This window comes from Vibrio sp. 10N.222.55.B11 (genome assembly GCF_041473705.1).
GTDB lineage: Bacteria > Pseudomonadota > Gammaproteobacteria > Enterobacterales > Vibrionaceae > Vibrio > Vibrio crassostreae_C.
Genome location: NZ_JBFRST010000044.1, coordinates 50,715 through 68,352, shown reverse-complemented (window position 1 = coordinate 68,352; position 17,638 = coordinate 50,715). Strand labels below are relative to the sequence as shown.

Annotated in this window: 16 protein-coding genes; 1 reads left to right on the top strand and 15 read right to left on the bottom strand. The window is 46.8% G+C overall.

Annotated features, from left to right (window positions below):
• Nucleotides 1-35: 35 nt before the first annotated feature.
• The 3 genes from AB4503_RS15985 to guaB all read right to left on the bottom strand — a co-directional run bounded on the left by AB4503_RS15985 (nucleotide 36) and on the right by guaB (nucleotide 5,468).
• A complete protein-coding gene (locus AB4503_RS15985; protein ID WP_372115372.1) occupies nucleotides 36-1,748 on the bottom strand; it encodes a glycoside hydrolase family 19 protein in 1,713 nt (570 codons plus the stop codon).
• Between the two features lie 324 nt (nucleotides 1,749-2,072).
• On the bottom strand, nucleotides 2,073-3,626 hold the full coding sequence (gene guaA, locus AB4503_RS15980; RefSeq protein WP_017059729.1) for a glutamine-hydrolyzing GMP synthase: 1,554 nt from the start codon (nucleotides 3,624-3,626) through the stop codon (nucleotides 2,073-2,075).
• 378 nt (nucleotides 3,627-4,004) lie between these two features.
• Nucleotides 4,005-5,468: an IMP dehydrogenase gene (guaB, locus tag AB4503_RS15975; RefSeq protein ID WP_017062496.1), complete on the bottom strand. Its 1,464-nt coding sequence runs from the start codon at nucleotides 5,466-5,468 to the stop codon at nucleotides 4,005-4,007.
• Between the two features lie 244 nt (nucleotides 5,469-5,712).
• Here guaB and xseA point away from each other — a divergent pair, with 244 nt between their 5' ends.
• The gene (gene xseA / locus AB4503_RS15970; RefSeq protein WP_372115371.1) at nucleotides 5,713-7,059 is read left to right on the top strand and encodes an exodeoxyribonuclease VII large subunit; all 1,347 of its coding nucleotides are present in this window, start codon (nucleotides 5,713-5,715) and stop codon (nucleotides 7,057-7,059) included.
• A 93-nt stretch (nucleotides 7,060-7,152) separates the two neighbouring features.
• On the opposite strand, the gene ureG is transcribed toward xseA, so the two are convergent.
• From ureG to urtB, 12 genes are all read right to left on the bottom strand, one after another.
• Nucleotides 7,153-7,791, bottom strand: coding sequence for an urease accessory protein UreG (gene ureG, locus AB4503_RS15965; protein WP_017062498.1), 639 nt, complete (start codon nucleotides 7,789-7,791; stop codon nucleotides 7,153-7,155).
• 48 nt (nucleotides 7,792-7,839) lie between these two features.
• Entirely contained in the window at nucleotides 7,840-8,520 is a 681-nt protein-coding gene (locus AB4503_RS15960) for an urease accessory protein UreF (RefSeq protein WP_372115370.1), read from the bottom strand.
• A gap of 42 nt (nucleotides 8,521-8,562) precedes the next feature.
• Nucleotides 8,563-9,159 (bottom strand): HupE/UreJ family protein, encoded by a 597-nt coding sequence (locus AB4503_RS15955; RefSeq protein ID WP_102569721.1) that lies wholly within the window; start codon nucleotides 9,157-9,159, stop codon nucleotides 8,563-8,565.
• Nucleotides 9,160-9,233: 74 nt separating this feature from the next.
• Nucleotides 9,234-9,686, bottom strand: a complete 453-nt coding sequence (gene ureE / locus AB4503_RS15950; protein WP_048614367.1) for an urease accessory protein UreE — start codon at nucleotides 9,684-9,686, stop codon at nucleotides 9,234-9,236.
• A gap of 77 nt (nucleotides 9,687-9,763) precedes the next feature.
• Nucleotides 9,764-11,467 (bottom strand): urease subunit alpha, encoded by a 1,704-nt coding sequence (ureC, locus tag AB4503_RS15945; RefSeq protein WP_372115369.1) that lies wholly within the window; start codon nucleotides 11,465-11,467, stop codon nucleotides 9,764-9,766.
• A 39-nt stretch (nucleotides 11,468-11,506) separates the two neighbouring features.
• Nucleotides 11,507-11,842 carry an urease subunit beta gene (locus tag AB4503_RS15940; RefSeq protein ID WP_017062503.1) on the bottom strand — a complete coding sequence of 112 codons (336 nt, stop codon included), beginning with the start codon at nucleotides 11,840-11,842 and terminating at the stop codon, nucleotides 11,507-11,509.
• Between the two features lie 11 nt (nucleotides 11,843-11,853).
• Entirely contained in the window at nucleotides 11,854-12,156 is a 303-nt protein-coding gene (gene ureA, locus AB4503_RS15935) for an urease subunit gamma (protein ID WP_004735119.1), read from the bottom strand.
• A 133-nt stretch (nucleotides 12,157-12,289) separates the two neighbouring features.
• A complete protein-coding gene (locus AB4503_RS15930) occupies nucleotides 12,290-13,237 on the bottom strand; it encodes an urease accessory protein UreD (protein ID WP_017062504.1) in 948 nt (315 codons plus the stop codon).
• The gene (urtE, locus tag AB4503_RS15925) at nucleotides 13,234-13,929 is read right to left on the bottom strand and encodes an urea ABC transporter ATP-binding subunit UrtE (protein ID WP_017062505.1); all 696 of its coding nucleotides are present in this window, start codon (nucleotides 13,927-13,929) and stop codon (nucleotides 13,234-13,236) included. Before urtE ends, AB4503_RS15930 begins: the two co-directional genes overlap by 4 nt.
• A gap of 1 nt (nucleotide 13,930) precedes the next feature.
• Complete coding sequence (gene urtD, locus AB4503_RS15920; RefSeq protein WP_372115368.1) at nucleotides 13,931-14,773, bottom strand: urea ABC transporter ATP-binding protein UrtD; 843 nt, start codon at nucleotides 14,771-14,773, stop codon at nucleotides 13,931-13,933.
• Nucleotides 14,770-15,951, bottom strand: a complete 1,182-nt coding sequence (urtC, locus tag AB4503_RS15915) for an urea ABC transporter permease subunit UrtC (RefSeq protein WP_248395822.1) — start codon at nucleotides 15,949-15,951, stop codon at nucleotides 14,770-14,772. The genes urtD and urtC overlap by 4 nt, the downstream gene beginning before the upstream one ends.
• A gap of 10 nt (nucleotides 15,952-15,961) precedes the next feature.
• Nucleotides 15,962-17,590 carry an urea ABC transporter permease subunit UrtB gene (gene urtB / locus AB4503_RS15910; RefSeq protein ID WP_065584654.1) on the bottom strand — a complete coding sequence of 543 codons (1,629 nt, stop codon included), beginning with the start codon at nucleotides 17,588-17,590 and terminating at the stop codon, nucleotides 15,962-15,964.
• Nucleotides 17,591-17,638 lie beyond the last annotated feature (48 nt).

Sequence of the window (17,638 nt, the reverse complement as noted above, 5' to 3'; positions counted from 1 at the left end):
TCGTAACTTAGGCCACCTCTTCAGTATTCAGACTATCAATTACAGCTGATTTCATCCCAGAACCAATTCGATTGAACTGGGCTTTCCCAAACACCTGGGCCGTTTTTAGCCACGAAGCACTTACCGTTATGCGTCACTTTATCGCCATTACTCACTTGGCTAACACCGGCTTGCCACGTAATAAATTCAGATGGATCGACAACCACTGGCGGTTCTGTCACAGGTGGTTCAACGGGTGCAGGGTCTACTGGTTCTGGATCGACAGGGGCAGGATCAACAGGCGTTGGATCTGTCACAACTGGTGGTGTTGGCTCTCCAGCAATCAATTTCCAAGGGCCGCCATTGGTAGGGTCATCCCCTTGTGTCCACCATTTCGCTTCATAGGTTGCACCGTTGTGAGTCACTTGGTCACCCGCGTTGTAAACCTTGGTCGCACTCCAACCATTACCACCGGGATTGGTTCCTGGATCTACCGGATCCAGCTTATCGACCACTTTCACTTCAGGCCAACTCGCATGTGACCCATAAAAATTGGTCACACACTTCTCGTAATCGCCAGCCACCAACGCAGAATAAGCCGTTTGGAAACCAACAAGCTCACACTCAAACGAGTAACCTTCTGGGCGGTCTGCGTAGTATTTCCAGTTACCATCCCAGTTGGTGTACAACACATCCGTTGCTCCGTTGAGGTTTAAGCTTCCGTAAGGCGTTTGCTGCCAACAAGTATTGGCTTCATCCGCTTCTACCGGAATTTCATAGTGCGCTGCTAACCCTTCCCAATAACGAATACGGTTAACGGGTTGGCCTTTGTCTTTGTTCTGCTCGCCACATTCAATACCACCATTGATCACGTTGATTGTGGTACCAAAGCCATAACCAATACCCGCATCCAATTCGCGTTGAGATGGCGTCCAAGTGCGGTCGATGACATGCAGCATAGCTGGTTTAGGTGCTTGAGGGGTAAGGAAAAACCAAATAGCAGAAGCTAAGTTCAACCAAGAGTCCGCCACTAAGCCCGGATTGTTGAGAAGCACCGTCGCGTCACCATCAAACATCACTTCAGAGAACGCGCCATAATTAAAATGGTAAGAAAGCTGTTTAGCACCACGTCCGAAGTAGCCCTGTCCCGCAGCACATGGCCAACGGGCATTCTGCCAATCGTTCTGACCACAACCTGTGGTGTAACCTTCTTGGCCTTCAGACCAACCCATTTCGCGAACATGCACCAGCGCTTGCTGCCACTCTTCTAGAGCTAATGGATTATCAGAGGTGTTGTCTATCGCGATATGCCCACCCGTCTCTTGTGAAAAGTGAGCAAAGGCCGTGATGATGGATTTTTTACAGATAGCATCAGAATCACGGCCATCGGTGTACTCTCCACAGAACGCTGGGAATTTACCGATCGCACGTAAGAAGCGAGTGTAGGTGTATTCTGGCGCTGCCATCTGAGTGAGGAAGTCCCATTCAGATTGAGGGAACACGCGCTCTACACGCTTTATGTTTTCAGGATTCGAGGGGGAACCGGGTTCAATCGCTTCAACGATTGTATTCGGGCGAGTTTGAAGGGCCTGTGACCAGATCGCATACATAGGATCGGATGTTTTCGCTTGTTCAGCAGCTTGTAGAGCCGACTTTTCAACAAGGTAACCATTCGGGTTTTGCGGATCAGGTTGAATGTTCAAAGACGCATGACTTTGCGCTGCTAATGTGCAGCCCAGTACTGTCGCCAAATATTTGATTTTTAACATGATGGATTCTCTTATCTGTCCTTAATAAGTCCATCAAAGAGTATGCTTCACATGTGGAATGGCCTAGCTGTAGCTGTGTGAATTTATAAAAAGTGCGAGTGATCTTTTTGATACATGGCTCAGCACAACAAAGCGTCTCATGGTTTCTTGAGCTGATATCTAGTTTCCAACTCATTTGGTTTCTAGTTATTGTTCATTTGATTTCGAGGTATTGCTCATAAGCCTTTAATGTAATGAATCAATATAATCAATCGAAAAGAAAAAAGCCCCGAACTGAGTTCGAGGCTTAAGATCTTAATCAAAGCTGGTTAAATCTCTAAGAGATTATTCCCACTCGATAGTTGCTGGTGGCTTACCAGAAATATCGTAAACAACACGTGAAATGCCGTTAACTTCGTTGATAATACGGTTAGAAACCTTACCTAGGAAGTCGTATGGTAGGTGTGCCCAGTGAGCAGTCATGAAGTCGATAGTTTCTACGGCACGTAGAGATACAACCCAATCGTACTTACGGCCATCGCCCATTACGCCAACTGAACGTACTGGTAGGAATACCGTGAATGCTTGAGATACTTTGTGGTAAAGGTCAGCAGCGTGAAGCTCTTCAATGAAAATAGCATCTGCGCGACGCAGTAGATCACAGTACTCTTTCTTGATTTCGCCAAGAACACGAACACCTAGACCAGGACCCGGGAATGGGTGGCGGTAAAGCATGTTGTATGGAAGACCAAGCTCAAGGCCGATCTTACGTACTTCATCTTTAAACAGCTCACGTAGAGGTTCAACAAGACCCATTTCCATATCATCAGGAAGGCCACCAACGTTGTGGTGAGATTTGATTACGTGTGCTTTACCTGTCTTAGATGCTGCAGACTCGATTACGTCTGGGTAGATAGTACCCTGAGCAAGCCATTTAGCATTAGATAGTTTCTTAGACTCTTCATCGAAGATATCTACGAATACGTGACCGATGATTTTACGCTTAGCTTCTGGTTCAGCTTCGCCTTCCAGAGCTTTAAGGAAACGATCTTCTGCATCGACTTTGATGATGTTTAGGCCGAACTGGTCACCAAACATATCCATAACTTGCTCAGCTTCGTTTAGACGAAGAAGGCCGTTATCAACAAATACACATGTTAGTTTGTCGCCGATAGCGCGGTGAGCAAGCATCGCAACTACAGATGAATCAACACCACCAGAAAGACCAAGGATAACTTCGTCGTCACCTACTTGTTCTTTAATACGTGCAACTGCATCTTCAATGATTGAAGCTGAAGTCCACAGACCTTCACAACCACATACGTTAAGAACGAAGTTCTCAAGCATTTTCAGGCCGTTTTTAGTGTGTGTTACTTCTGGGTGGAATTGAACACCGAAGTACTTCTTCTCTTCGTTTGCCATTGCAGCGTATGGGCAAGTGTCTGTTTCAGCGATCTTTGTGAAATCAGCTGGAATCTCAACTACTTTGTCGCCGTGGCTCATCCAAACATCTTGAGTAGACTCAAGGTCAGCGAAAAGTGCAGATTCGCCAGTCACTTGTACCGCTGCGTAGCCGAACTCGCGCTCAGTAGACGTTGCTACTTTACCGCCAAGTTGCTCAGCCATAGTTTGCATGCCGTAGCAGATACCGAATACAGGAACACCTGAATCAAATACGTACTGAGGTGCACGTGGAGAGTTCTCCTCCGTTACACTTTCAGGACCACCAGATAGGATGATGCCGTCTGGATTGAATTCACGAATATCCGCTTCTTCTACGTCCCAGCTCCAAAGTTCACAGTAAACACCGATCTCACGAATACGACGAGCTACTAGCTGTGTGTATTGAGAACCGAAGTCCAGAATTAGAATACGTTGGTCATGAATATTTTTAGTCATTGTAAGCAGTCTTATTGGCTATGTGATAAAACGGAGGAGAGTTTACTCACCTCTGATTAACTCTTCAAGAAATAAAGCAAACGTTTTCGTTAGATATCTTTAACCACGTGTTTTGAGAAAATCGGACTTTTAACAAAACAGGCGGTAGATATAATACCAATCACAGTAAGTAAGTGTTCAGGAATAGCGTAGGAAAAAAGCCTGAGAACAAGGCTGCTCTATTCGACAAAGAGTTCTGATAAGTAGTTATTCTACAATCAAAAATTCTAACGAAGTTATCGAGGTTTTTAACAAGCTAGGATGACCAGTTATTTACTACGATTGGTATATTAATGTGCCGACTAAATCAGCACATTATTCAAACGTTTGGACGTATTATTAACCTAAACGGTAGTTAGGTGCTTCTTTCGTGATTTGAACATCGTGTACGTGAGATTCTTTCATGCCCGCACCAGAGATACGAACAAACTCAGCTTTAGTACGCATGTCTTCAACAGTTGCAGAACCCGTTAGGCCCATGCTTGAGCGTAGACCGCCCATCTGTTGGTGAACGATCTCTTTTAGACGACCTTTGTATGCGATACGACCTTCAATACCTTCTGGAACAAGCTTGTCTGCAGCGTTGTCAGATTGGAAGTAACGGTCAGAAGAGCCTTGAGACATAGCGCCAAGAGAACCCATACCACGGTAAGACTTGTAAGAACGACCGTTGTAAAGGATAACTTCACCCGGTGCTTCTTCAGTACCAGCGAACATTGAACCAACCATCACACAAGATGCGCCAGCAACGATAGCTTTACAGATATCGCCAGAGAAGCGGATACCGCCATCTGCGATTACTGGAATACCGTATTCGTTTGCAACTTCCGCTGCGTCTGCGATGGCTGTTACTTGAGGAACACCAACACCAGTAACGATACGAGTCGTACAGATTGAACCTGGGCCGATACCAACTTTAACTGCACTAACACCAGCTTCGATAAGAGCACGTGCGCCAGCGCCAGTTGCTACGTTACCACCGATGATTTGTAGATCAGGGTATGCAGCGCGAGTTTCGCGGATACGGTTAAGTACGCCTTCAGAGTGACCGTGTGAAGAGTCGATAAGTAGAACGTCTACGCCAGCTTCAACTAGAGCAGCAACGCGCTCTTCGTTACCAGCGCCAGCACCAACAGCTGCACCTACACGTAGGCTGCCGCGCTCATCTTTACAAGCGTTTGGTTTACGTTCTGCTTTGTGGAAATCTTTTGCAGTGATCATTCCAGTAAGTTGGAAGTCATCATTTACAACAAGAACTTTTTCAACACGCGCTTCGTGCATTTTCTCTTGAACTTCTTCACGAGTTGCACCTTCTTTAACAGAAGCAAGGCGAGCTTTAGGCGTCATTACTACATCAACTTTCTTAGAAAGGTCAGTAACAAAGCGAACGTCACGGCCAGTAATGATACCAACCAATTCGTTTGTTTCAGTAACAACAGGGAAACCGGCGAAGCCGTGTTTTTGAGTAAGGGCTACAACATCAGCGATTGTCGCGTCAGGGCTTACAGTTACTGGGTGAGAAACCACACCAGCTTCGTAAATTTTAACCTGGCGAACCATTTCAGCTTGCTGCTCGATTGACATATTCTTATGAATAAAGCCAATACCACCTTCTTGCGCAAGGGCAATTGCTAGGCGTGCTTCCGTAACAGTATCCATCGATGCAGAGATCATTGGGATGTTTAAAGAAATGTTTTTCGTTAACTGAGTGCGAAGATCAGCTGTGTTCGGAAGAACGGTTGAGTGTGCTGGGACGAGTAAAACGTCATCAAAAGTTAAAGCTTCTTTTGCGATTCGTAGCATTTGCAATATCTCACAACAAAGGTGTTAAAAGGAGTAAACCCAACTTTATCGTTTCGCATAATAAAGTGATTTGGATTTGATATTGCAGACGGATTATACGCACGGCGAAATCGCTTGGCTACACATTTTTGTATTTTTAATTTGCATTTACCCCCTTGCTATGTATTATATTGCCGCTATCTTCCATACTCACGCCCTGTGAGATTCCAAGAAAGACCTTCCTTCAAGGAAAGATAGTGCTTCTATGACTAATCCAAACATCTTTACTGTTTCTCGCCTCAACTCAGAGGTTCGTCTCCTATTAGAAAACGAAATGGGAATAGTCTGGCTCGTTGGTGAAATCTCAAACTTCTCTGCACCTGTCTCTGGTCACTGGTACCTCACGCTAAAAGACTCTCGCGCTCAAGTTAAATGCGCCATGTTTCGTGGCAATAACCGCCGTGTGACCTTTAAGCCTCAGAACGGCAATCAAGTTTTAGTCAAAGCTCGCCTATCTCTTTACGAGCCACGCGGTGACTACCAACTGATCATCGAAAGCATGCAGCCAGAGGGTGACGGTAAACTTCAGCAAGAATTTGAAAAGCTGAAGATGAACCTTGCCGCAGAAGGACTGTTTGCTCAATCAAGTAAGCAAGCTCTTCCTGAACACCCAAAACGTGTTGGCGTTATCACATCTAAAACCGGTGCAGCGCTGTTTGATATTCTTGATGTACTAAAAAGGCGCGATCCTTCGCTACCGGTTGTGGTTTACCCGACCATGGTTCAAGGCGAAGAGGCGGCGATTCAGATTGCCCAAGCGATTGGACGCGCTAACGAACGCAATGAATGTGATGTGTTAATCGTCGGCCGTGGTGGCGGCTCACTGGAAGACCTATGGTGCTTCAATAACGAGATCGTAGCTCGCACAATCGCAGCAAGCCAAATCCCGATTATCAGCGCCGTTGGCCACGAAGTGGATGTCACTATCGCTGATTTCGTTGCCGATATGCGTGCCCCAACGCCATCAGCTGCCGCAGAATTGGTTAGCCGTGATAACAGTCATAAAGAACAAGCTTTCGCGTCTAAACGTGCTCGCTTAGTCAGTGCGATTCGTCATGTGTTAATCAAACAGGCGCAATCAACTCAAACGTTGAAATACCGCTTAGAGAAGCAACACCCTAGCTACCAACTTCAAAAGCAGAGTCAGCAGCTTGATGACCTAGATATGCGTTTGCGTCGTGGTATGACTCAATACCTAAAACAGCATGCACAGCGTGTTGAACGTAAACAGCACCAGCTTCAATTGAACTCGCCAGTGAAACGCCTTGGCGAACAGAAACTGCATCTGCAACGTTCAGAGCAAAAGCTATTGGATGCAATGGACAAGACATTACTAACCACTCGCCACCAGCTCGCTATGGCTGCAGAGAAGTTAGAGACCGTTAGTCCACTGGCAACCCTAAAGCGTGGCTACAGCATTACTCATTCAGAATCGAGCAAGACGGTATCATCGATTAACGATGTCGAAGTCGGTGAAGTGATCACCACTCAAGTTGAAGACGGTGTGATTGAGTCGCAAGTGACCAAAAGAGTGACTAAGAGCGAGCTTTAAGTTCGACCTAACGTTTCAAACCAGAAAGCCCTATCGATAATCGACAGGGCTTTTTAGTATCTAACGCTTTCAAAAAACTAACCTATTCCAACCCTACTCAGTAGTAGAAGGCTCCTTCATGGTTAGCATCCCTTCCGTCACAATAAAGTTGATGATGAAATCTAAACCTTGGCTCTCTTTGAGGTTGGTGAACACGTATGGCTTAGTTGGTCGCATGCGTTGAGTGTCTTGCTCCATCACTTCAAGTGACGCACCAACATACGGTGCTAAATCGATCTTGTTGATGACTAACAGATCGGATCGTGTAATACCCGGACCACCTTTACGTGGGATCTTCTCCCCCTCCGCTACATCAATCACGTAGATGGTAAGATCGGCTAATTCAGGGCTGAACGTCGCACTCAAGTTATCACCACCGCTTTCGACGAATACCACATCGAGGTTTTTGTGCAGCTTAGCCAGCTCTTCTACCGCAGCTAAGTTCATCGACGCATCTTCACGGATCGCCGTGTGCGGACAGCCACCCGTTTCAACACCAATGATACGATCCGGTTCTAGCGCTTCCGCTCGCGTGAGTATCTTTGCATCTTCTTGGGTGTAGATGTCGTTGGTTACTACGGCAATGTTGAGCTTGTCGCGAATCGCCTTACACAGCACTTCCAACAACGCTGTTTTACCAGATCCAACCGGACCACCAATACCAATTCGAAGGGGTTGCTTATAACTTTCCATTATCTACTTCCTTATATTCTTTTCTTGCTACCTCGTTCGCGCTGACCGCTACGAACGAAATAGTCGTGTATATTGTGTTTCGTGCAGTGAACTCGCTAATGCCATCGAAGGCGAAAAGCTACCTATCATCCAATCCTCTATCGTGCGTGCTTTCTCAATCACCTCGGGAAAGGTGTTAGTGATATTAATCAGCGCCAATTGCCCATCGGTTTGGCCTAAAGGCACCAGCTTTACGCCTGCAGTAACGATATTTTCAAGCCAGCTCCATAGATAGCCCTGCTTGAGGCTTTCCAAATCGATATCCCAATGTTGAGCGGCGATACACATGCCCAACAGTTGGTTTGGGTGACTATCAACAGAATCCACCAGCGAAATATCGATATCCAAGCGCTTCAACAAGGTGTTCAATGCATGCCCACGCTGCTTTTCTTCCGCTCGCAATTCACTGGTTTCACGGCTTGAGTATAAGTAGTTACACCAATGCTCAATCTCATCGATTTCACCCTTTTCTAGCGCGTGATAAAGACGCTCTAAGATAGGTAATTCCAAAGTTGCGACACTGGAACTGACGATGGTATTAAGCCACTGTTCCATGCTGTTGCGATCGGTCACCCACCCCGCTTCAACCGCTAACTCTAAGCCTTGCGAATAAGTGAACCCACCAATCGGCAACGATGGACTGATCAATTGAAACAGACGATAGACGGCTACATTTTCTGTTGTGGTCATAATCGTGCCCTCAGTCTTCCAGAATCAAATAAGTTCGAGAGCCTACGCGCCTAACAACAATAGTGCGCTTGCTGAAGCCACGCCGACTGACAACCATTTAGAGTAAACCGCGCGACCAACAAAAGTACCGATAACCATCAGAGCCAAAGCACTGATACTCATGCCTGTTGCGAACTGAGTCAGGTTGCTCGCGGCTTCAACGCCGTGTGCGTAACCATGGAAAAACAACATAGCAATCGAAGCAACTAATACGCTGTTTACACGCTTGGTTGATGGTGAGAATACATGCCATAAACATAAGCTGACGACAAACAGAGAAGCGATAATGGCAGGCTCAACAATCACAGAGAAACCTAGGGCTTGGCCTGCGATAAGCCCTACCACTAAAGACACCAATCCACCGCCAATCAGAGCGGCTTTTATCTTGGTTGAAAATGACAGTGCGCCAATTAACAGACCAAAAGCGATCAGCATGATCAGATGATCCATGCCAGTCACAGGGTGAGTTAAGCCAGACATAAACGAGTGAGACTCATGAACTGAATGCGCCCCATGTCCTGGGTGAGCGAAAGCCATCGTTGATGTTGTTAGAGAAGCTATTGTGAAAGTGCATAAGCCTGCAGCTGTTTTAAAGTTCATCGCGAGTTCCTTGCGTTTATAGTTATTAATATTTGTTGCTATATAAATCGTCTAGTGAGCCATCAATGACTCGATTAATGATGGTGATGATGTCCACCTGAGCGACCGCCATAAGCGCCGCCTTCTGGCTCAAATGGTTGCTTCTCGGTAGTCACCTTCGCACCTAAACCTTCAACCATTTCATCCAAAACATGGTCGTGTTGGTAACGAACCCAACCCGCTTCCACTTGCAGCGGAACATGACGGTTGCCAAGGTGATACGCCACTCGCGTTAGCAAGTGTGGGTCTTCACAATAAACAGTCGAAACAGTTTCCGGTGCCGCTTTCACTTCTACGACTAAACCACATTCACTTGAGAGTTGTTCGCCGCCACGCAAGATATGACCTCGTGGTAGAAACAGCCCTGCATTGCGCCCGTCATCTAGCATCACCTTAAGGCGGCTTTTGATGCGACTATCGATCGGCAGGCTCAAATAGCCGTCCGGTGCATTTTGTATTTGAGTATTCAGTTGAGTCAGTTCAATCATGCTATTACCTCAATCTCCTTGTGAGATTTATAACGTTCAAAATAGGGTCACTAAAATAAGATTCTTTAGTCAAAGGCTTAGAATAGAAAATACCGTTGTGCCATTGGTAGTTCTTCAGCAGGCTCACAAGTTAGCAATTCACCATCGGCGCGTACTTGATACGTCTGAGAGTCGACCTCAATTTTTGGCATCCAATCGTTGAGCTTCATGTCGGCTTTGCTGATATTTCGGCAGTTGCTCACAACACCAATCAAGCTCTGCAGACCCAATTGCTTATCAATGTTCTGCGCCTTGGCTTCCTTAGAAACAAACAACATTGATGTGTTTTGACATGCCTTGCCGTAGCTACCAAACATTGAACGGTAATGGACTGGCTGAGGTGTTGGGATTGAAGCATTTGGGTCACCCATCGGCGCCATGGCGATCATGCCGCCTTTCAAAATCACACTAGGTTTCACACCAAAGAAAGCGGGCTTCCACAACACTAAGTCTGCTAATTTCCCTGCTTCGATAGAACCGATTTCATGAGACATACCATGAGTGATCGCTGGGTTGATGGTGTACTTAGCGACATAGCGTCTTAATCGGAAGTTATCGCTGTAGTCTGAATCTTCTTTTAGGCTGCCGCGCTGAACTTTCATCTTGTGCGCAGTTTGCCAAGTTCGAGTGATCACCTCGCCTACACGTCCCATTGCTTGTGAGTCCGAAGCGATCATCGAAAAGGCACCTAAGTCATGAAGAATGTCTTCTGCGGCAATGGTTTCACGGCGGATACGTGACTCTGCGAACGCGACATCTTCAGCAATCGATGGTGACAAGTGATGACAGACCATCAACATGTCTAAGTGCTCATCGACGGTATTGATGGTGTAAGGGCGTGTTGGATTGGTTGAGGAAGGCAAAACGTTCGGCTCACCTGCAGCACGAATAATATCGGGAGCATGACCACCGCCCGCACCTTCGGTGTGATAGGTATGAATCACGCGGTCGTCGATTGCGCCAAGTGTCGATTCAACAAAACCAGATTCATTCAGAGTGTCGGTATGAATCGCAACTTGTACGTCCATCTCGTCAGCCACACTCAAACAGGTATCGATTGAAGCGGGAGTGGTTCCCCAGTCTTCGTGTAACTTCAAACCCACCGCGCCTGCCGCTACTTGCTCACGTAGTGCTTCTGGCTGACTTGCGTTGCCTTTGCCTAACAAGCCAAAGTTCATCGGGAATTGATCGAGTGACTCTAGCATGCGGTGCATGTTCCAAGGCCCCGGTGTGCATGTGGTCGCGTTAGTACCTGTGTTTGGTCCAGTGCCACCGCCGATCATGGTTGTCACACCTGACGCCAGTGCTTCTTCAATCTGTTGTGGGCAAATAAAATGAATGTGTGAATCAATACCACCAGCAGTCAAGATTGAACCTTCGCCTGCTAAAATTTCCGTGCCCGGGCCAATCACAATATCAACGCCCGGTTGAACATCTGGGTTGCCCGCTTTGCCCAATGCCTGAACTCGACCATCTTTGACTGCGACATCGGCTTTTACGATGCCCCAGTAATCCAACACAATCGCGTTAGTGATCACCAAATCTGGAGTTTCGGCACTTGGACGTTGGCTTTGCCCTTGTCCATCACGGATAACTTTGCCGCCGCCGAATTTCACTTCGTCGCCGTATACGGTGTAATCTTTTTCAACTTCTAGCCATAAATCAGTGTCAGCAAGACGCACTCGGTCACCGACTGTTGGCCCAAACATTTCGGCATAAGCCTGTCTGGATATCGTCGCCATGTTCAATCCTTTGTTATTTTCATTATTCCGTGGGAGCGCTTAGAGCTTGCCCATCACCTTTCCTTGGAAGCCATAGATCTCTAACTTACCGGCGTAACGCACTAACTCGACGCTACGCGACTGACCCGGCTCAAAGCGGGTTGCAGTACCCGCAGGAATATTGAGTCGAAAGCCTTTAGTGACTTCTCGGTTAAAGATCAGCGAAGGGTTTGCTTCATAGAAGTGGTAATGAGAGCCAATTTGGACAGGACGATCGCCAATGTTTTGCACCTTAACGGACGTTGTGTCTCGGCCTTCATTGAGAGTGATGTCACCCGGTGCGGTTTCTACTTTTCCGGGAACGAATCCTGAGTATTGTTTTGTGGAACCAGCCATATTACTTCTCCCTACACGATAGGTTCATGAACGGTCACCAGCTTGGTGCCATCAGGAAAAGTGGCTTCGACTTGTACATCAGGGATCATGGAAGGGATCCCCTCCATAACGTCATCGACAGTAAGAAGTGTGCGTCCAAAATCCATTAATTCTGAAACGGTTTTACCCTCGCGGGCACCTTCGAGAATGGCACTGCTGATCAGTGCGATAGATTCTGGGTAGTTGAGCTTTAAGCCTTTTTGTTTGCGCTGCTGTGCCAGCATTCCTGCGCAGAAGATAAGTAGCTTATCTTTTTCTCTTGGTGTTAATTCCATTTAGCCGCCCGCTGTTAGTGTTGTTTTCTTATTGCTCAAAAACGCATGAGCAGTAAGTGGGATTCAATCACAGCAAGCTTGAAAAAATGTACCTAGGGTCGGAAGTCACCCTAGGTACAAAAAGGGCTAATCGCTAAGTCGCCCAAATCCTTGGTAAATCAGGAGTCGTACCACATAAATGAGAGCGAGTTGCTTGCCAAATCTGACCAAAGGCTTGGAGGATATCTTCACTCCAATTACCCAAGGCTCGCACCACAATCAATCCTTCTATCTGAGTAGCACCCAATATTAATGTGGGTTCACTCGACGTTTTTGATGTAACTGATTGCTGTGAAGCTTGCTGTGTAATAGATATGAGCAAGCTCTGTACCAACTCTAGATCTTGCTTCTCATTTGAGGTGATATAAAAGGTTCCCATCATTGAATAATCAAGTAACCCCATATTTATCATTAACTTATCGCCACCGTGAAAATTAAAACCTTCAGTCAGAAGCCTTTGATTATCAAGATAGATTTCTGTTTTCCCAACGAGGTGACCATGCTCGAATCCCTCATTCTGTGCAGGGCGTCCAAAACAGTGCATCTCCCAACCCCAAAATTGTGCACCCTTTTCTAGGCGAATTTCAGTGTCTAAACGAACGTGTGCATTCGGGAAAAAGATGTTCTCTTGCGGCATCCATTCTAAGCGTGCATCTTTCTTCACTCGTAGGGTCTGCTTCTGCTTGGCGTACTTGTTGTTTGAGCGGTAAAACTTGGTCGCACCGGGTGTGGTAATCAACGCGTGAGCACCGTGCTCAAGATTCACGTTAATATTGAGAGTGTCACCACCTACCACTCCGCCGGGGGGATGGAGTAAGTAGGTGTGACACGTTTCCCCATCAGGATACAGGGGGCGTTGCACCGCAAGCGGACCAGACTGCTGACGATTCTTTAATACGGTTTTATCACCTCGATCGACAAAGGTGAGGTTTAAACTCGCTTGCCAACCATCACGAATATCTTGTTCGATGGTCTCATTCAAAGATAAAGCTTCTACTAAAGAAGCCTTGCTTACTTCATTCGGAGAAAAAAGAGAATTCATACGGTTAGGTACTCCTTTATCAAGGACTCATCGAGCCCTGTCATTTCACCTTCTGCCACTTGGCGTCCACGGTCGATAATGCAAAAACGGTCACCGACCTTTCTTGCAAACGGCAGCTTCTGTTCAACCAACAGAACCGTGAGCCCCATTTTCTCGTTGAGCATGCGAATGATGTCGCCAATCTCTTGCACAATATTGGGTTGAATACCCTCCGTCGGCTCATCCAAGATCAATAGCTTTGGATTAACCACCAGCGCACGCCCAATCGCTAGCTGTTGCTGCTGGCCACCCGATAAATCACCACCGCGACGATGTAGCATCTCTTTCAACACTGGGAAAATATCGAAGATGAATTCAGGGATCTTGCGGTCACCCTTTTTACGAATCGGTAAACCGACCTCTAGATTTTCTTGAACAGTGAGCATTGGGAAGATCTGGCGACCTTGCGGTACATAGCCGATCCCTTGGCGTGGACGGTCCTCGGCATCGGTTTTCAAAAGTGACTCACCCGATAAGGAGATGTCACCGCTTTCAACCTTCACCAACCCCATAATGCATTGCAGTAAGGTGGTTTTACCGACACCATTTCGCCCCATTAGCACCGTGCATTTACCTTCTGGGATCTGCATATCCAAATCCCACAGCGTGTGGCTCTCACCGTAATATTGATTAACTGATTTAACCTCTAGCATCCTATTCTCCGAGATAAACTTGTTTAACTTCAGGGTGAGCCTGCACTTGATCCATGGTGCCTTCAGCCAACACATGACCTTGATGAAGCACGGTGACATGGCTGGCGATAGAACGAACGAAATCCATATCGTGTTCAACGACCACAACCGAGTGCTTACCTGCCAGTGAGTTAAGTAACTCAGAAGTGCGATCCATTTCTTGGTGAGTCATACCTGCCACGGGTTCATCCACCAGCAACAGCTTAGGTTTTTGCATCAATAGCATGCCGATCTCTAACCACTGCTTTTGTCCGTGAGACAGGTTACCTGCCAAATTCGCCGCTTCGTCTTTTAAATGAATCAGCTCAAGTACCGAGGTCAATTTGTCTTTCTGTTCACCAGACATCACAGCGGTGAACGTCGCCCACACTGAGCGGTCACCGGCCATGGCTAATTCAAGGTTCTGCCACACAGTTAAACACTCAATCACGGTCGGTTTTTGGAATTTACGCCCAACGCCTGCATTGGCGATTTCGGCTTCGTTCATCTTCAATAAGTTGATGTTCGAACCCAACCACACCTCGCCGGTGTCTGGCTTAGTTTTACCTGTGATAATGTCCATCATGGTGGTTTTACCTGCGCCATTAGGACCTATGATACAGCGTAGCTCTCCCTCTTTGATGTAGAGGTTGAGGTCGTTTATCGCTTGGAAACCATCGAAGCTTTTGTTGACGCCTTCGACATACAACAGCACGTTATGTCGAGTATCGATGGCAGGATGAATATCGGGTTTGAGGTAATCAAAGACTTCGTCTCGACGAGTGAACGCCTGAACCGATTCCTTAACGTTACTAAATGTGGTCATACGATCACCTCCTTGTTTTCTGACTGATCATCCTTATCTGATTTTCCTTTTCCCTTACCTCGTGAACCTGACGCCTTACGCAGTTGTTGCCATTTCTCGCTAACAAAGCCAATCACACCTTGTGGGAAGTACATGGTTGAAAGTACAAATAGACCACCTAGGGCGAATAACCACACCTCTGGGAATTCAACCGTAAACCAACTCTTGGCGTAGTTGATGATCAGGGCACCAACGATGGCACCAAACAGAGTGGCACGACCGCCCAAGGCAACCCAAACCACTATCTCAATCGAGTTAAGCGGAGCAAACTCTCCCGGGTTGATGATACCGACTTGAGGCACATATAAAGCACCAGCAATACCCGCGATAACCGCAGACAGAACGAAGACCCACAGCTTGATACCATCGACGTCGTAACCCATGAATCGAGTGCGAGATTCAGTATCACGAATCGCTAAAGCCACTCGCCCTAATCGACTGGTCACCACCATGCGACACGCGATGTAGCTGAGGATTAGCGCAATACCAGTCGCAACAAACAGACCTATCTTGACTGCATCACTTTGCAAGCTCAGACCGATGATGTCTTTAAAGTCCGTCAATCCATTGTTACCACCAAAGCCCATTTCGTTGCGGAAAAACGCCAGCATCAATGCGTAAGTTAACGCTTGAGTCATGATAGAAAGATACACCCCTGACACTCGAGAACGGAAAGCCAGATAACCGAACAAATAAGCCAATGCGCCCGGCACTAGCACCACCATCAGGCAAGCAAACCAGAACTGGTCAAAGCCCTGCCAGAACCACGGCAACGCAGACCAATCAAGGAACACCATGAAATCTGGTAAGACTGGATCACCATAAACCCCACGGTCACCAATCTGACGCATCAAGTACATGCCCATCGCATAACCACCAAGCGCAAAGAAAGCACCGTGGCCAAGGCTCAAGATTCCGAGATAGCCCCACACCAGATCGAGCGCCAACGCCAACATTGCGTAGCTCAGATATTTGCCCATCAGCGAGATAGTAAAAGTCTCTACATGGAGCGGGTGCCCACTTGGTAACATGGTGTTAGCCAGTGGGATAAGAATAACGGCCGCTAGAATGGCAAGGATGGTCAGTTGGCCACCTTTGTCACCACGCATTGCCGAAAGTACAAATGATTTTGACTGCATGATGTTGTCCTTAACCTTCAGCCGCACGACCACGTTGCGGGAAGAGTCCGCGTGGGCGTTTTTGAATAAATAGAATGATGAAAACCAGTACCAGAATCTTGGCGAGAACCGCACCAGCCCATGGTTCTAAAATTTTATTGAACAGACCAAGGCTTAAGCCTGCGACTAGCGTGCCCCATAGGTTGCCAACACCGCCGAATACCACCACCATGAATGAGTCGATGATGTACGCCTGTCCCATATTAGGGCCAACGTTGGTCAGTTGAGACAGTGCCACGCCTGCAACACCCGCAACGCCAGAGCCTAAACCGAAGGTCATCGCATCAACTCGCTCTGAACGAATACCCATCGCACGAGCCATGCCACGGTTTTGAGAAACCGCACGAACCTGCAAACCTAGTGGTGTCTTTTTCAGAACCATTAATAAGCCCATAAATACCAAACCACAGAAGAGAATGATATAAAGTCGGTTGTAAGTCAGGGACAACATTGGGTTCAATTGAAGTGCGCCAGACATCCATTCAGGCGTGCTCACTGAGCGGTTCAAAGGAGAGAAAATAGAGCGAACGGCTTGCTGCAAGATTAAGCTGATACCAAAGGTGGCGAGCAAGGTCTCTAATGGACGCCCATAAAGGTGACGAATCACGCTTCGCTCAATCGCAATACCCACTAAGCCCGAAACGATGAATGCTGCAGGAATAGAAAGTATTAGCGCTAAACCAATATGATTCGGCATCAGAAGTTGCAATACATAGGTGGTGTAAGCGCCAATCATGATCAGCTCACCATGAGCCATGTTGATAACGCCCATCACACCAAAGGTGATCGCTAAGCCAATACCCGCTAGTACCAATACCGAACCTAAACTCAAGCCAAAGAATACGGTTTCAACACCTGAGTACAGAGCTTGGCTTTGTTGATAATCGTCCATCGCACGCTCTGTTGCAGCCAAAATGCTTGGTTCTTGCTCACCGTTAAGTAGTTGGTTCAGTGTTTTTAGAACGACTGAATGCTTAAAGTCGCCCACTCGTTCAATCGATGTTACTCGAGCTTCAGTTGTTGCACTGTTATCAAGCGAGGTAAAAATAGCTAATGACAAATCCATTAGTTCAGCGACTTTACCATCGGTCTCATTTTCTCTAAGTTCGGATAAACGATCGATGATAGTGGCATCCTTAGTTCCCAGTAGATCGAGAACCGCTTGATAACGCACATCTGGGTTACTGCTATTTAATCCAATAGAGGCAATTTCACCCCGTAAGATCCCGCGAAGTTTGTTGTTTACGCGCACCTTTTTAAACAGCTTAGCATTGTCGATATTGAGAGTTGATTCATCCCATACAGACTGAGCTGAAGTGGCTGTTTTGGTGTTTTGAATGAGATAGAGCTGTTTATAATGTTCGTTTTTTTTATCATTGAAGTAATAGAGATTGCCGTTTAACCATCCATATAAAATAGCCTTCGACACGTCTTCCGTTTGTGTCTCAATGATCCAATCGATGGCTAGCTCTTTATCCGATGTTTTTTTACCAACTAGCGCCTTGGTAAAGCTAGCTTCATCCGTTATTCCAGCAAAAGCCAACTGAGCACTGACTGCCATGAGCAACAGCGCTTTAAATACGTTTAATACGTTTTTCATCCCTGCTTCCTTAACCAACCAAGTTAGATATTGTTATTTTTACTTGGA

What these genes read in the sequence shown, in the direction of transcription:
- ureG (WP_017062498.1), bottom strand. Translation starts at nt 7,791, where the DNA reads ATGGAAAGTTATAAGCAACCCCTTCGAATTGGTATTGGTGGTCCGGTT.
- ureA (WP_004735119.1), bottom strand. Translation starts at nt 12,156, where the DNA reads ATGGAATTAACACCAAGAGAAAAAGATAAGCTACTTATCTTCTGCGCA.
- urtC (WP_248395822.1), bottom strand. Translation starts at nt 15,951, where the DNA reads ATGCAGTCAAAATCATTTGTACTTTCGGCAATGCGTGGTGACAAAGGT.
- guaA (WP_017059729.1), bottom strand. Translation starts at nt 3,626, where the DNA reads ATGACTAAAAATATTCATGACCAACGTATTCTAATTCTGGACTTCGGT.
- urtD (WP_372115368.1), bottom strand. Translation starts at nt 14,773, where the DNA reads ATGACCACATTTAGTAACGTTAAGGAATCGGTTCAGGCGTTCACTCGT.
- AB4503_RS15985 (WP_372115372.1), bottom strand. Translation starts at nt 1,748, where the DNA reads ATGTTAAAAATCAAATATTTGGCGACAGTACTGGGCTGCACATTAGCA.
- urtB (WP_065584654.1), bottom strand. Translation starts at nt 17,590, where the DNA reads ATGAAAAACGTATTAAACGTATTTAAAGCGCTGTTGCTCATGGCAGTC.
- guaB (WP_017062496.1), bottom strand. Translation starts at nt 5,468, where the DNA reads ATGCTACGAATCGCAAAAGAAGCTTTAACTTTTGATGACGTTTTACTC.
- ureE (WP_048614367.1), bottom strand. Translation starts at nt 9,686, where the DNA reads ATGATTGAACTGACTCAACTGAATACTCAAATACAAAATGCACCGGAC.
- AB4503_RS15960 (WP_372115370.1), bottom strand. Translation starts at nt 8,520, where the DNA reads ATGACCACAACAGAAAATGTAGCCGTCTATCGTCTGTTTCAATTGATC.
- urtE (WP_017062505.1), bottom strand. Translation starts at nt 13,929, where the DNA reads ATGCTAGAGGTTAAATCAGTTAATCAATATTACGGTGAGAGCCACACG.
- ureC (WP_372115369.1), bottom strand. Translation starts at nt 11,467, where the DNA reads ATGGCGACGATATCCAGACAGGCTTATGCCGAAATGTTTGGGCCAACA.
- AB4503_RS15940 (WP_017062503.1), bottom strand. Translation starts at nt 11,842, where the DNA reads ATGGCTGGTTCCACAAAACAATACTCAGGATTCGTTCCCGGAAAAGTA.
- xseA (WP_372115371.1), top strand. Translation starts at nt 5,713, where the DNA reads ATGACTAATCCAAACATCTTTACTGTTTCTCGCCTCAACTCAGAGGTT.
- AB4503_RS15955 (WP_102569721.1), bottom strand. Translation starts at nt 9,159, where the DNA reads ATGAACTTTAAAACAGCTGCAGGCTTATGCACTTTCACAATAGCTTCT.
- AB4503_RS15930 (WP_017062504.1), bottom strand. Translation starts at nt 13,237, where the DNA reads ATGAATTCTCTTTTTTCTCCGAATGAAGTAAGCAAGGCTTCTTTAGTA.